Genomic DNA, 13,711 nt, shown 5'->3' with positions numbered 1-13,711 from the left:
CAATGACGGCTCGCAGACGAGCCGGTTTCTCGAACCTGTTTTCATTTTCGTCATTGGGGATCATCATGCACCGCATTTCTCGTACCATCATTTCCCGCACTGCTCTGGCAGGTGCCTTGCTCACTGCGGGTCTGGCACAGCCGGCTCTGGCTCAGGAGCAAAGCGCTGCTGAAAATACCGACGGACTCGGCGTTATCGTGGTCACCGCACAGCGGCGGGAAGAAAATCTGCAGGATGTACCGCTGTCAATCTCGACGCTGAGCGATGACAAGCTCGCCGCGATCGGTTCCGGCGGGCAGGATGTCCGGGCACTGTCGGCCCGGGTGCCCAGCCTGGTGGTCGAATCCTCCTTCGGCCGGACCTTCCCGCGTTTCTACATTCGCGGTCTCGGCAATACCGACTTTGATTTCAACGCTGCCCAGCCGGTCAGCCTGGTCTATGATGACGTCGTCCTGGAAAACCCGATCCTCAAGGGCTTTCCCGTCTTCGATCTCGACCGGGTTGAAGTGCTGCGCGGACCGCAAGGCACCCTGTTTGGCCGCAATACCCCGGCTGGTATCGTGAAATTTGACTCGGTCAAACCGAGCAATGACGTCAACGGCTATGGCCGGATCAGCTATGGCCGGTTCAATGCGATCAATGCCCAGGGTGCAGTCACTTTGCCGCTGGTCGACGACACGCTTTCCGCCCGTATATCGATGCTGTTCCAGCGCCAGGATGACTGGGTCGACAACACCAACCCCAATGCGCCGGAAGAAAATGCGCTTGAGGGATATGAAGAATTCGCGGTTCGCGGCCAGCTGTTGTTCACGCCGAGCGATGAACAGGAATTGCTCCTGACCGGACAATATCGAGATCTCGATGGTACGGCCCGGGTTTTCCGCGCCAATGTCTTTACCCGCGGCCAGTCGGGTCTGAACGCCAATTTCGACCGGGATGCGGTCTCGGTGGACGGGCAGAATGAACAAAAGGTCGAGACCTATAATGTGGCCGCCCGCTATACCCATGATCTGGGTCCCGTATCGTTGATTTCGGTGACCAGCCTGTGGGGCGGTGATGCGACCTCGGTCGGCGATGTCGATGGCGGTTTTGGCGCCAATTTCCTCCCGCCTGCGCTGTTCGGTCCGGGCGATATCCCGTTTACTGCCGAAACCCGGGATGCCGTGCCGTTCCTGACCCAGTTCACGCAGGAAGTACGGCTGGAAAGCAATGGCGACGGCCCGGTCAGCTATCAGCTCGGGTTCTTCTATTTTGATGAAGACCTGCGCATCGACAGCACCAATTTCTCGACCCTTGGCGATCCGAACAACCCTGTAGGCGGGCCGAATATCTTTGTGCGCCAACGCCAGTCCAGTGAAGCGTTCGGAATTTTCGGGGCAGTCACCGTTGAACTGACCGACCAGCTCAGCCTGTCCGGCGGCCTGCGTTACAATGATGATGAGCGCGACTATAGCGTCGTCCGCTCGCTCGATACGCAATTCCCAGGCTTCCTGCAAAACCCGTTGGGCACTGTTACCCGTTCGGTCAGCGATGACAATATCACCTGGGATGCCAGCGTCACCTATGCCGCCAGCGACGATGTCAATCTCTATGCACGGGTCGCCCGCGGCTATCGCGCGCCGAGCATTCAGGGCCGGATCCTGTTCCCGCCCGCCACCGCTACGCCACTGGAAGACGGGGTGACTATCGGTGATTCAGAGACCATCCAGTCCTATGAAGCCGGTGTGAAGGCGACGATCCTGGATGGGCGTGGCCGGATCAATTTCAACGGTTTCCTCTACAATCTCAATGACGCACAGCTGACCGCTGTCGGCGGCGGCGTCAATGCCAACCGGTTGATCAACGCCGACAATGTCCGCGGCTATGGCTTCGAGATGGATGCCGAATTCAAGCCGGTTCCGGAACTGCTGCTCAGCGCCAGCCTTAGCTACAACAATACCGAAATCCGGGATGATGGCCTGACTACGGCCGCCTGTGGCGCGACCCGGGTCGACACCTTCCCGGACGTATCGCTTTGTACCATCCTTGACCCCATTGTGGTCGCGGCGGCGCCCTTCTCGGCAGCGATTGTCAATATTGACGGCAACAGCCTGCCGCAGAGCCCGCGCTGGATCGCCAACTGGACGGCCCGCTATGGCTTCCCGGTCGGTGATGGCGAAGTCTATGCCTATACCGACTGGTCCTACCGCTCGAAGATCAACTTCTTCCTCTATGAGTCCGTCGAATTCCAGGATGCCGGCCAGCTCGAAGGCGGTCTGCGCATCGGTTACCAGACCGACAGCTATGACTTTGCCGCCTTTGTCCGGAACATTACCAATGACGAATCCGCAGTTGGTGGTATCGACTTCAACAACCTGACCGGCTTCGTCAACGAGCCGCGGATCTGGGGGATTGAGGCCGGCTTCAAATTCTAGGTCAGGTCGCAAATTTCCATATGGACGTGCCCCCGCGCAGGCGGGGGCCCATCTCCGATTGTATCGTAACATTGCCAGCGGGCTGATTTGTCCTGCCGGAAAGTCCCGCGCTTCCATCTCTCAGGCATCAAGTCGCGCCGGCAGGAGATGGACCCCCGCCTGCGCGGGGGCACAAGAGCGCATAGGGGCCGTCGATCTGCCTCCCGCTGGAGGAGAGATCAAAATTCAAACGCCGCCTGCCCGGTCTCTCCGCTGGTTTCGGGTTCGCCGTCGGCAGCATCAGCCCCTTCGAGATTGGCGAGCGTCAGCCCGAGCAGGCGAATGCCGTTTTCCACCGGCATGATGCTCGCCAGCAGCTCCCGGCCAAGTGCCGCGAACTCCGCCTTGTCCGCGACATAATGATCGACCGATTTTGACCGGGTAATCTGGCGAAAATCGGCATATTTGGCCTTCAGCGTCACGGTCCGTCCGCGCGCGCCGGATTTTTCGATGCTGTTCCAGACAATATCGATGATCTTTTCCATTGCCTCCTGCAGGTCAGTTTCGCTCGCCAGATCCGTGCCATAGGTGCGCTCACCGCCAACGGATTTGCGAATCCGGTTCGGCTTGACCTGACGATGGTCCACACCACGCGACGCCCGATAGAGATACCCGGCGGACTTGCCGAAATGCTGGCGCAGAAATTCTTCCGACTGAGCCTTGAGGTCTGCACCGGTATGAATATTGAGCTTTGCCATGCGTTCCGCCGTTTTCGGCCCCACGCCAAAGAAGCGGCGCACCGGCAACTGGGCGACAAAGGCCGCGCCCTGATGCGGCTTGATCACGCACATGCCATCGGGCTTGTTCTGGTCGGAGGCGATCTTGGCGATGAACTTGTTGTAGCTGACGCCGGCACTGGCGGTCAGCCCGGTCTGTGCCTTGATCTCCGCGCGGATCATCTCGGCGATCCGGGTGGCATTACCGATCCCCATCTTGTCGCCGCCATTTTGCGGCGTCACGTCAATATAGGCCTCGTCCAGCGACAGCGGTTCGACAAGATCGCTGTGCATCCGGAAAATCTCGCGAATCTGCCGCGACACCTGCTTGTAGACGTCAAACCGGTGCTTCACGAAGATCAGGTCCGGACAGCGGCGCTTGGCGATCACCGACGGCATCGCGGACTTCACTCCGAACTGCCGCGCTTCATAAGAGGCCGCTGCCACCACACCGCGTTCAGAAGACCCGCCAACCGCCACCGGCTTGCCGCGAAGGTCCGGATCGTCGCGCTGTTCCACACTCGCGAAAAACGCATCCATGTCGATATGGATAATCTTGCGGATTCCGGTATCGGCGACCAGATCGCTGTCGGGACCGGCTTCCGGGAACGGGGCGTCAGTAGCGGGGCACATAGGAGGATTTGATGCGTGCCATGGTCGCGTCATCAACGTCCAGGCGCCGCATCCCGGTAAAACTGGCACGCGCGCCGCAGCTGACATGGTCCGGCACGGTGGGATATTTGTCATAGTCGGGCTTCCCGTTGCCGATAATCTCCATACGGTCATCCATCAGCCGGAATATTGGCGCCGGATCGCCATCAGAGACGACGCTGTACCAGCCGGTTTCCTGGTCGAGATAGAGCGAATCCGCGCGCAGGCCACAGGTATGGGCATTGGCCCCGATCGACCAGCCATTGATATTGTACAACCCGTCTTCCTGCCGTCGCAGCCAGGTCTGGGTGCGCGATCCGCCGAGCAACGCCAGCGCAATTTTCTGGTGCAACGGGCTATTGATGAAATCCGCGGGCAGCGGCAGTACTTCCGAAACAAAAATCGCCTCCCCGCCGGGTTCCAGTCCGGGATCGCTGCCCATCAGGCCCAGCAATTCGCCCTTGCGCTCCGAATATCGTCGGCGGATGCAATCTGCTGGATAATCATCTTTTGCACAGGCGTTGCGCTTTCTCAGCCAGGCTCGCTGGGGTCCGCGCAGGGTCGGATCTGCAGCAACAGCCCGCGTATAGAGGCTCGCCAGATCCCGATCTGCTGCCCGCAAGGCCGACTGATATTCGCCGCAAATTTCCTTTTCGACGATTGTCCGCGCCTTTGCACAGTCAAAGGATGCCTGACTGTCCTCGGTCTGCCGCCGGCCATTTGCTTCAATCAGCTGGCGGGCTTCGGCGGCCGTGATCGCGACATCAAATTCGCCGCCGCGCAAAACCAGGTTTCCGGCAAAATCGGCGCGCGCCAGATAGGGTAACTGCCCGGGCCCGACAATGGTGCCGTCGAGCCGGGCTCCGGCCAGATCGACTTCATACAGGCCAAAGCTGTGCAGGGTCGCACCGGTCAGGTTCGCGCCCTTCATGCTGACCTGTTCGCCGCCCTGATAGACAGGGCAGCCATCATCCAGCGTGATTCCGCAGTCAAATGTAAAGCCGCTGAGATTCGCGCCATCGAGATTCCAGCCGGCAATGCCCCCTTTGAACCAGCCGCCGTCAAACCGGCCATCGATGAAATCCGCCCCTTGCGCCTGCGTGCCGGTCAGGTCGGCATGCCGGAACAGCACGGCCGAAAGGCGGGCACCCTGCAGGATCGCTCCGGACAGGTCCGTTTCGACAAATCCGGTCCCATAACCGGACACGCCTGCCAGATTGGCCTCCGTCAGCTTGCTCTTTTGAAAACAAACCGAGGTCAGGTCGAGACCGGCCATGTCCCAGCCAGCAAAATCGCCGCCGCGGATCATTTTCAGCTCTGCAGGAGCCACTGACGTCAGCCGGGTGAATTCCTCGACTGAGCCGATTGTGTTGCCGTCAATCTCGCGGCTGGCCAGTTCGGTTTTGTCCTTGCCCCATTTGTCACCCAGGGCCGCGAGGCAGCGTGGCGCCGGCTCCGGTTCTTCGGACTGCGCAGGGCCCGCATAAGCCGAGAGAAACAGACTGGCGATCATCATGTACAACAAGCTGGTCTTCAAAGTCCCGGTCCCTCTTTATCACTTCTGCTATAGCCTTGCCCGGCGTTCCTTGCCATAGCGCGTCGGTGCAAAAAACTGACCTGCCTTTTCCCATCGGCCGTACCGAACTGATCGTCCTGATGGCGAGCCTGATGTCGCTCAACGCATTGGCGATAGACATCATGCTGCCGGCCCTTGGCCTGATCTCGGATGATTTCGCCCTGCCCGGAGAGAATGATCGGCAGTGGGTCATCTCCTCCTACATTTACGGCATGGCGATCGGATCGATTCTTTACGGGTCGCTGGCCGATCGCTTTGGTCGCAAGCCGGTACTGCTGGTAACCACGGCCATCTACATCATTTTCGGCGTCATCTGCGCGATCGCACCGGAATATGATCTGTTGCTGTGGGCCCGCTTTGTCCAGGGGCTGGCGGCGTCGGCTCTCGGCGTGCTGGTCAACAGCATCATTCGCGACCGGTTTGAAGGCGATGCGATGGCGCGGATGATGTCGACGATCATGATGGTGTTCATGATTGTGCCGATCACCGCACCGCTGATCGGTCAGCTGGTCTTGCTCGTGGCGCCCTGGAAAGCGATTTTCCTTGTCTTGTCGGCATCCGGACTGGTCCTGTTTTTCTGGGTCATCGCCCGTTTGCCCGAAACACTGCGCCCCGAGGACAAGACGCCGATCGAGGCCCTGGCGATCACCAGCGCCTGGAAACAGGTGATCTTTCATCGCAACGCTTTCGGCCATGTGCTTGCCAGTGGCCTCATGATGGCGCCGCTATTCGCCTATATCGCGTCCGCCCAGCAGATCTTTGTCGACCTGTTCGAGGCTCCGGAGCTCTTTGTCTACATATTCGCGCTCAATGCCGCCGCGATGTCATTGGGCAGCTTTGTGAACAGCCGGATCGTCATGCGTTTTGGCGCGCGCCGCGTGTCGCAGGCGGCACTGATCTTCTTCATCTCGGTCTCTGCCATCCTCTGGCTGACCACCGCTGCGGGCTGGGCGAATCTGGTCCTGTTCACGCTGTTGCTGATCCCGACCATGGGAATGGTTGGCCTGACCGGTGCGAATTTCAGCTCGATTGCCATGCAGCCGTTCGGCGCCGTCGCCGGGGTCGCGTCCTCCTTCCAGAATTTCGCAAGAACCGGCGTCTCGGTCACGCTGGGCGCTGCCATTGGCCTGCAATTTGATGGCAGTATTTTGCCGCTGTCCGTCGGATTTCTGCTATGCGGGATCGCCGCGCTGCTCGTTGTGCTTTGGGCTGAAAAAGGGCGCCTGTTCCGCCGCATTCACCCTGCTGTAACAAACGCAACGATAAATGCGAAGCAGGAAACAGGATAAACGTGCCGAAGAGGAAATGTAGATGTCCGGAACCACCATTGTGAAAGCCGGCCTGCTGGCCGCCGTCGTTTCGTTGTCCAGCCCGGCACTGGCGAGCAACTCGATCAACGGCAACTGGGTCACCCAGGACAAGGACGCAATCATCAAGATCGGACCTTGCGGAAAAACCATCTGCGGACGGATTGCCCGATATCTGGTGACCCCGCCCAACGGCGTGGACCAGCGGGACATCCACAATCCCAATAAAAAACTCCGCAGTCGCAAGCTGCTGGGCACGGCGGTGCTGACCGGGTTCAAGCGCGACGGAAAAGTCTGGCGCGGACGGATTTATGATCCGAAAACCGGAAGAAGCTACCGCTCAGTCGTCCAGCTCCAAGGAGCGAACGGACTGAAAGTGGAAGGTTGTGTCGCTTTCTATTGTCAGGGCCAGAACTGGACCCGGCGGAAGTGATGATTTTTGGAAGCTCGGGCGCGCGGTCGCGCTTGCCGACGCTATGCGTCGGTTTGGTGACCCATCGATAGAGCACTAATCCGAGCGCAGCGAGGCAAGGCCGACCGGCCGCCGCGCCTTATTGGCGCGTAGCCAAGGGCACGGATGTGCCCGCCCGGCGCTTGAGGTCAAAAAAGACTCAATCCCGCGCCCGGCGCTTGAGGTCAAAACAAAGACTCCAATTCTCTCCGCAATTCCAAACCCTCGTTCATCCTGAGCGGGCTTCGGTACTATCTCACTCCATCTCCGCGATCCACGCGCTGAGCAGTTCCACGCCTTCATCATGCACAGTTGACCGTCCGACCTCGGGCATCGCGATTCCGGGATCGAGGCTCTTCAGCCGGTAGATCATGAAGCTCTGGTCCGGCTGGCCCGGGGCTATGGCAAATTCCATTCCGCCGCTGCCGCGACCGGCTGCCGTCGGTCGCTTGCCGACACCGACATGTACCGGATTGTCTTCTTCCCAGGTCAGGAACATCCCGCTGTTGCTCGCCGATCCCTTGCGGTTGTGGCAATGGGCACAATTGGCGTCAAGATATCCCCGTGCGCGGTCTTCCAGTGAAGCCGATTGCGGACCGTCCCAGACCGGGAGAGGTTTTTTGATCTCCGGCCGTTCCGCGATCAGGCCAAGCTGTGTCAGGCGTTCCAGCTGCATGCCGTCATCGAGATTGCGCGCCTTGGGCCCGATCGGTGTGACCGCATCGGACAGCGAATGGCATTCCTTGCACTGGTTTTTATTGGGTACAGCATAGCTGATCGTCCGCTCGGTGCCGGAAGGATCGGTGAAGGTCACCGGCAGACGCTTGCCCGCCACCTTCAGCTTCGCCTCGGTCTGCTCGGCATTCCAGACATAGGGCAGTGCCAGCCAGCCATCCGCGCGGTGCAGCAGCACACGGGTTTCGATCAGATGCGGCTCGCCGGCGATTTCATAGCCGAAGCTCTTGATCAGCGCCGAGCCGACCGGAAATCGCAGCAGGCCCTCGCCATCGGTTTCGACCTTCTGGCCCGGCGGGACATAGATGAAGCGATATTTGTCGGCATAGTCGGTGAACAGCGGCGTGTTCAGCTTGTAGGGCACGACGCCGTCACTGGGTTGCCAGCCACTGGCATCCTGGAAAAACCCGTATTCCGCCAGGGTGCGCGGGAAGCCTTCTCCGGTAATCACGGCATCGGCGACGCGCTGGTCGGTCGACGCCGCGCTGACCGCGAAACCGGCGGCACAGAGAGCAAGGGCGGCAGCAAACAGACGCATTATTTCAGCGCCGCCTCCATCGATGCCGGCAGGGTGATCGGGTCCAGAGCGGATACAGTGCCTGGCATGTCACCCAGAGGCGCCGGATTGGCGTTTTCCGGTCCCTGCCCGACTTCGGTCAGGCCCAGATTGACGCCGGACACCTTGTCATTCACGATCAGATTCTCGCCCAGACCGTCATACATGATCGAAGGTAGTGATCCGCCAAAGGCTGCCGCCAGCTGCTGTCCGCCCGGGAAATCCGGAGCAAATCCGGCACGGCCATAGACATTGCCTTCGACAAAGACGTCGCGGGCCGTCGGCTGATAATTTGGATCATCAAATTTCTGGGTATAGGCGACAACCATGATATTGGACGTGCCATTGTTGATAATTGCATTGTCTTTCACATGAACATTGCGGTTAGCCATGATCATGACCCCGGTCCCGGCGGGGACGCTGGCGACAATATTACCTTCTGGTGCGAAATTGTCGGTATTGTTGGCGATAATCGCATTGCGCGCGACCAGCACATTATGACCGCCCATTTGTGGCAGATTGGGCAGGTCGAAGACGAGGATGCCGCCAGTATTGCCGGTGACGAGATTTTCGGTAACCTCGGCATCGAAACTGTTTTCGATCTCGATCCCGGCGACATTTTCGATCGCGGTGTTGCGCCGGACGATGATATTTTTCGACTGTCCAACATAAATGCCTGCGTCGGAAGCACCACGCACGACGCTGTCCTGCACCAGAATGTCGGAAGCCTCGACCGGATAGATGCCATAGGCGCCATTGGTTGCCTTTGGTCCGCCGGTCCATTCGACGCGCAGGGCGTGATAGACAATCCGGTCCGCGCCCTTGGACTTGATGCCGTCGCCCTTGCTATCCTCGATCGCGAAATCACGAAGGACAACATCATCAGATGTCACCAGCAGTCCCTCGCCAGCGCCCAGCTGGCCGGCAAAGTTGAGCACGGACTTGTCCATGCCCTGCCCGCGAACGGTAACCCGGTCGACATCCAGCGACAGCCCGTCGGTCAGATCAAAGCGCCCTGCGCCCAGCTCCACCACGTCGCCCGGCTCGGCCAGGATCAGCGCTTCCTGCAACCGCTCCTGTGCATCGGCCCCCGCCTCGACGGTGAGGGTCTTGGCCAGCACGGGCATGGAACAGCTCAGGGCGGCAATGGCAATCAGACTGCGGATCATGTTTCTCTCTCCCAATTTTGGTGTGATAATGGCGCAAGAAGCCGCAATTGCCAAGAGTGTTGACAGCATTGTCAGTAGGGCGTGGGGATTCCTTATTTTCCCTCAAGCGCCGGGCGCGGAGATTTGTTTTTACCTCAAGCGCCGGGCGGCGACATCCGTCGCCTTGGCTACGCGCCATAAGGCGCGGCGGCCGGTCGGCCTCGCCTCCGCTTCGCGTCGGTTTGGCGACCTGTCGACAGAGCGATGAACCGAGCGCAGCGAGGCAAGCGCGACTGCGCGCCCGAGCTTATGCGAGGAAAGCCAAGCGGGCGGATGCCCGCGCCCGGCGCTTGAGGGCCAAAAAAGAATCCCTCAAACCAGCCATTTCACGGCAACAAAGCCGCCGACAAACAGGACGCCGCCCAAGGTGGTGGCGAGGGCGAAATTCTTGTCGATCCATTCTTTCATCGGCGGACCGAAGAAACGAAGCAGGCCGGCGACGAGGAAGAAACGGGCCGAGCGGGCAATGATCGCCGCAATCACGAGGATGTAGATCGGCATGGCGGTGCTGCCCGCCGCGATGGTGATGACCTTGAACGGCAGCGGCGTGAAACCGGCAAGCAATACCACGATCCAGCCCTGCTCGTTGAAGTTCTCCGCAAAGACGTCGAATTCCTTTGTGACGCCGTAGAATTCGAGAATGGCGATGCCGACGGTCTCGAACAGGAAATACCCGATGGCATAGCCCAGCAGCGCGCCCAGCACTGACGAGATCGTACAGATGGTCGCGTACCAGAAAGCCCGGTGCGGCTTGGCGAGGCACATGGGCGCGAGCATGACGTCCGGCGGGATCGGGAAAAAACTGGATTCGGCGAAACTGATGCCGGAGAGCCATTTGGTTGCTTGCGGATGCCCGGCTTTTTCCAGCATCCACTCATAAAGACGTTTGAGCATTCTTATTACCCCTCAAGCGCCGGGTGCGGGCATCCGCCCGCTTGGCTTTCCTCGCAGTAGCTCGGGCGCGCGGTCGCGCTTGCCTTGCTGCGCTCGGTTTGGTGAACTGTCGATAGGTCGCTTTTCCGAGCACAGCGAGGCAAGGCCGACTGGCCGCCGCGCCCTATGGCGCGTAGCCAAGGCGACGGATGTCGCCGCCCGGCGCTTGAGGTCCAATTCAAGAATCCCGGCGTTTGAGGGATCAGCAAACTAGTGCCCGGCTGCACCGCTGATTTCCTCGGTCAGTTCCTTCGGTGTTTCGCGTCCATGATCGGTGCCGGCGGTGCGATTGCCCTTGGCCAGAGCGAAGACTACGCCCGACAGCGCAAGCAGCGCGACAATATTGGGCAGCGTCATCACCGCATTGGAGATGTCTCCGAGACGCCAGACCAGTTGCAGCGGCGCGAAGGATCCGAAGAATATGACTACGCACCACAGGATGCGCCAGACCAGGTGCAGCTTCTTCTCGCCGCCTAGCGTCGCGCCCGGCAGCAGGTCATAGAGATAGGTGATCGCCCGCTCGCCATAATAGCTCCATGTCAGCAAGGTGGTGAATACGAACAGGATCAGGGCGACGGATACGATCAGCGTGCCGATCGGAATGCCGAAAACCTCGAACGGGAACGCCGCGGCATACGCACCAGAGGTCATTGCAAAACCTGTCAGGTCGGACTGCCATGCATGCTCAACCGCCTGCACCGCGCCGCTGGCGTCGGTATGGGTGAAATTGCCGGACACGGTGAGCATGACCAGCGCCGTCATGGTGCAGATCACGACCGTGTCGATAAATGTGCCCATCATTGCAAACCGGCCCTGTGCTGCCGGATCGTTGGTCCGGGCAACAGCATGGGCAATCGGTGTCGAACCCTGTCCCGCCTCGTTCGAAAACAGCCCGCGCGCGACCCCGGCCCGGATCGCCATGATGATCGCCGCGCCCAGGAACCCGCCACTGGCCGACTGGACATTGAACGCGCCGTGGAAAATCCGGCCGAATGTTTCCGGCAGGTAGGGCAGATTGATGATCAGCGCGACAAGGGCCATCAGCAGATAGGCCGCGGCCATCCACGGGACGATGGTTTCAGCCACCTTGCCGATGGACTTGATGCCGCCGATAATGACGATGAAAACCGCGATGGCGGCCACTGCGCCGCCGATCCATTCCTGTACACCAAACAGCTCCTTGGCACTGTCGCCAAGGCTGTTGGCCTGAATGCCGTTGCCGGTGACCAGCGCCGAGAATAGTGCGCCGAGGCAGAACAACACTGCCAGCCAGGTCCATTTGGGCCCGAGGCCATAGGTGATGTAGGTCATCGGTCCGCCGCGATAGGTACCTTCCTCGGTCTTTTCGCGAAACCGGACAGCGAGCGAACCCTCGGCAAAGGCCAGGGCCATGCCGAACAGGGCCGTCACCCACATCCAGAATATCGCGCCCGGCCCGCCCAGCGTGATCGCCGTGGCCACACCAGCGAGGTTGCCGGTTCCGACCTGACCCGACAGGGCCGTGGACAGCGCGGCAAAGGGAGAGATCTCGCCCACACCCTTGCTGTCCGATTTCTTGAACAGCCCGGCCATGGCAGGGAACAGCCGGCGCAGCGGATAGCCGCGCAGACCGATCATGAAATAGAGGCCGGCACCCAGGAGGATGATGACCATCGGCGGGATGGGCAGCACTTCCGCACCATTCCACGTTCCACCCCAGATAAAATCCGAAACATTGGTGACTGGTTGAATCGCGGCTTCAAGCCCCGAAACTGGTGCTGTACTCACAGAAAATCTCCCCGTTCACGCACTTTGGCGCTGTTGACCCGACATGATCGTGGCAGGATTAGCAGTCAGACCCGGTTTGGCAAATGCTTTTGCGACGAAGGCACGTGCGTCTCTTCGCTCGCGCAATTGCTTTTGCTAATCGATCCGGACGCCTTATGGTGCCCGGCAACCCGGATCGCCGGAGCAGTGATTCACGAAATGGAGCAGGAACATGACCGATCAGATCAGCAGCCTTTGGGTGAAGAAAACCGACTTGCCGAACAGTGAGTGGCGTGACAGCCCCGTTCCCGCGCTGGTCGAAGGGCAAATTCTTCTCGAGGTCGAGAAATATGCGCTGACCGCCAACAATATTACCTATGCCGCAGTCGGTGACGGGTTCGGTTACTGGAATTTTTTCCCGACCGGCGAGGCTGACTGGGGCATTGTGCCGGTCTGGGGCTTTGCCCGGGTCGTGGCTTCGGAACATGACGACATTGCCGTCGGGGAAAGGGTTTACGGATACCTCCCGATGGCGACCCATTTGCTGGTTGCTCCCGGCAATGTGGCCGAGTCCGGATTTGTCGACACCGCACCCCACCGACAGGGGCTGGCGATTATCTACAACCAGTATCAGCGACTGGGAACCGACACGGGCAGCGGCGAAGCAGAACGGGCGCTTTATCAGCCGCTTTTCACGACCAGTTTCCTGATTGAGGACATGATGCGCCAGTCGGAATGGTTCGGTGCGGAAGCGGTGTTGCTGACCAGCGCATCGTCAAAGACCGCGCTTGGTCTCGCGCTGGTGTCGAAAAATCTCAGCCCGGAAATCCGCCGGATTGGTCTGACATCATCGGGCAATGCCGGGTTTGTGGAATCGACGGGTCTCTATGACGAGGTGCGGACTTACGAGGATCTGGCCAATGCCAATGCCGACGAGAAAATCGTCTCGGTGGACTTTGCCGGCAACAGCTCGGTGCTCAGTCAGATTCACGCGCACTGGGGCACCAGTCTCCAGTTCAGCTCGCTTGTCGGGGCCACCCATTTCTCCGAACGGGCGGGCGCGGGTGACCTGAAAGGTCCGGAACCGGTTCTGTTTTTTGCACCGACCGCCGCCGAGACACTGATCAAGGAAATCGGACCCGTCGAATTCCGCTCCCGGGTGGACGCCCAGTTCGCGGCCTTTGTCGCGGCGGTTGCCGGGCATCTGTCGGTCGAAAATCTCGCGGGTCAGAAAGCGCTGCAGGACGCCTATCTCGAGATGCTGGCCAATCGCGTGGCGCCGAGCCGGGGCCTGATCTGTGCCTTCGGGTAAAGGCCGGCCAGCTTGCGGGTAAACCACGAAAATCATTGATTCTTCCGTGGAAGCGCCGATAATGCGG

General features: G+C 60.0%; 10 protein-coding genes. 4 read left to right on the top strand and 6 right to left on the bottom strand.

Going from position 1 to position 13,711, the window contains the following annotated elements; translation table 11 throughout:
- Nucleotides 1–65: 65 nt before the first annotated feature.
- Nucleotides 66–2,414, top strand: a complete 2,349-nt coding sequence (locus tag BUQ90_RS00885; RefSeq protein WP_074203294.1) for a TonB-dependent receptor — start codon at nt 66–68, stop codon at nt 2,412–2,414.
- 218 nt (nt 2,415–2,632) lie between these two features.
- On the opposite strand, the gene dinB is transcribed toward BUQ90_RS00885, so the two are convergent.
- Together dinB and BUQ90_RS00875 are read right to left on the bottom strand one after the other, a co-directional pair.
- The gene (gene dinB / locus BUQ90_RS00880) at nt 2,633–3,802 is read right to left on the bottom strand and encodes a DNA polymerase IV (protein WP_074203293.1); all 1,170 of its coding nucleotides are present in this window, start codon (nt 3,800–3,802) and stop codon (nt 2,633–2,635) included.
- Nucleotides 3,786–5,357 carry a pentapeptide repeat-containing protein gene (locus BUQ90_RS00875; RefSeq protein WP_143182679.1) on the bottom strand — a complete coding sequence of 524 codons (1,572 nt, stop codon included), beginning with the start codon at nt 5,355–5,357 and terminating at the stop codon, nt 3,786–3,788. The genes dinB and BUQ90_RS00875 overlap by 17 nt, the downstream gene beginning before the upstream one ends.
- A 65-nt stretch (nt 5,358–5,422) precedes the next feature.
- On the opposite strand from BUQ90_RS00875, the gene BUQ90_RS00870 reads away from it, so the two are divergent.
- The gene (locus BUQ90_RS00870) at nt 5,423–6,685 is read left to right on the top strand and encodes a multidrug effflux MFS transporter (protein WP_074203291.1); all 1,263 of its coding nucleotides are present in this window, start codon (nt 5,423–5,425) and stop codon (nt 6,683–6,685) included.
- 22 nt (nt 6,686–6,707) lie between these two features.
- Nucleotides 6,708–7,136 carry a DUF2147 domain-containing protein gene (locus BUQ90_RS00865; RefSeq protein ID WP_074203290.1) on the top strand — a complete coding sequence of 143 codons (429 nt, stop codon included), beginning with the start codon at nt 6,708–6,710 and terminating at the stop codon, nt 7,134–7,136.
- A gap of 274 nt (nt 7,137–7,410) precedes the next feature.
- Here BUQ90_RS00865 and BUQ90_RS00860 read toward each other — a convergent pair whose 3' ends face one another.
- The 4 genes from BUQ90_RS00860 to BUQ90_RS00840 form a co-directional block, all read right to left on the bottom strand.
- Nucleotides 7,411–8,427, bottom strand: a complete 1,017-nt coding sequence (locus tag BUQ90_RS00860) for an SO2930 family diheme c-type cytochrome (RefSeq protein WP_074203289.1) — start codon at nt 8,425–8,427, stop codon at nt 7,411–7,413.
- On the bottom strand, nt 8,427–9,614 hold the full coding sequence (locus tag BUQ90_RS00855; protein ID WP_074203288.1) for a parallel beta-helix domain-containing protein: 1,188 nt from the start codon (nt 9,612–9,614) through the stop codon (nt 8,427–8,429). The genes BUQ90_RS00860 and BUQ90_RS00855 overlap by 1 nt, the downstream gene beginning before the upstream one ends.
- Before the next feature lie 351 nt (nt 9,615–9,965).
- Nucleotides 9,966–10,547 (bottom strand): YqaA family protein, encoded by a 582-nt coding sequence (locus BUQ90_RS00845; protein WP_074203286.1) that lies wholly within the window; start codon nt 10,545–10,547, stop codon nt 9,966–9,968.
- A 249-nt stretch (nt 10,548–10,796) separates the two neighbouring features.
- Nucleotides 10,797–12,353 (bottom strand): alanine/glycine:cation symporter family protein, encoded by a 1,557-nt coding sequence (locus BUQ90_RS00840; protein WP_074203285.1) that lies wholly within the window; start codon nt 12,351–12,353, stop codon nt 10,797–10,799.
- Between the two features lie 211 nt (nt 12,354–12,564).
- Here BUQ90_RS00840 and BUQ90_RS00835 point away from each other — a divergent pair, with 211 nt between their 5' ends.
- Nucleotides 12,565–13,644: a DUF2855 family protein gene (locus BUQ90_RS00835; protein ID WP_074203284.1), complete on the top strand. Its 1,080-nt coding sequence runs from the start codon at nt 12,565–12,567 to the stop codon at nt 13,642–13,644.
- Nucleotides 13,645–13,711: the final 67 nt, after the last annotated feature.

The sequence above is a fragment of the Parasphingorhabdus marina DSM 22363 genome, assembly GCF_900128895.1.
Lineage (GTDB): Bacteria > Pseudomonadota > Alphaproteobacteria > Sphingomonadales > Sphingomonadaceae > Parasphingorhabdus > Parasphingorhabdus marina.
This window is presented reverse-complemented; position numbering and strand designations above follow the sequence as displayed.

Coding starts and splice junctions, on each gene's coding strand:
- BUQ90_RS00860 (WP_074203289.1), bottom strand. CDS start 8,427: ATGCGTCTGTTTGCTGCCGCCCTTGCTCTCTGTGCCGCCGGTTTCGCG.
- BUQ90_RS00845 (WP_074203286.1), bottom strand. CDS start 10,547: ATGCTCAAACGTCTTTATGAGTGGATGCTGGAAAAAGCCGGGCATCCG.
- dinB (WP_074203293.1), bottom strand. CDS start 3,802: ATGTGCCCCGCTACTGACGCCCCGTTCCCGGAAGCCGGTCCCGACAGC.
- BUQ90_RS00855 (WP_074203288.1), bottom strand. CDS start 9,614: ATGATCCGCAGTCTGATTGCCATTGCCGCCCTGAGCTGTTCCATGCCC.
- BUQ90_RS00835 (WP_074203284.1), top strand. CDS start 12,565: ATGACCGATCAGATCAGCAGCCTTTGGGTGAAGAAAACCGACTTGCCG.
- BUQ90_RS00885 (WP_074203294.1), top strand. CDS start 66: ATGCACCGCATTTCTCGTACCATCATTTCCCGCACTGCTCTGGCAGGT.
- BUQ90_RS00865 (WP_074203290.1), top strand. CDS start 6,708: ATGTCCGGAACCACCATTGTGAAAGCCGGCCTGCTGGCCGCCGTCGTT.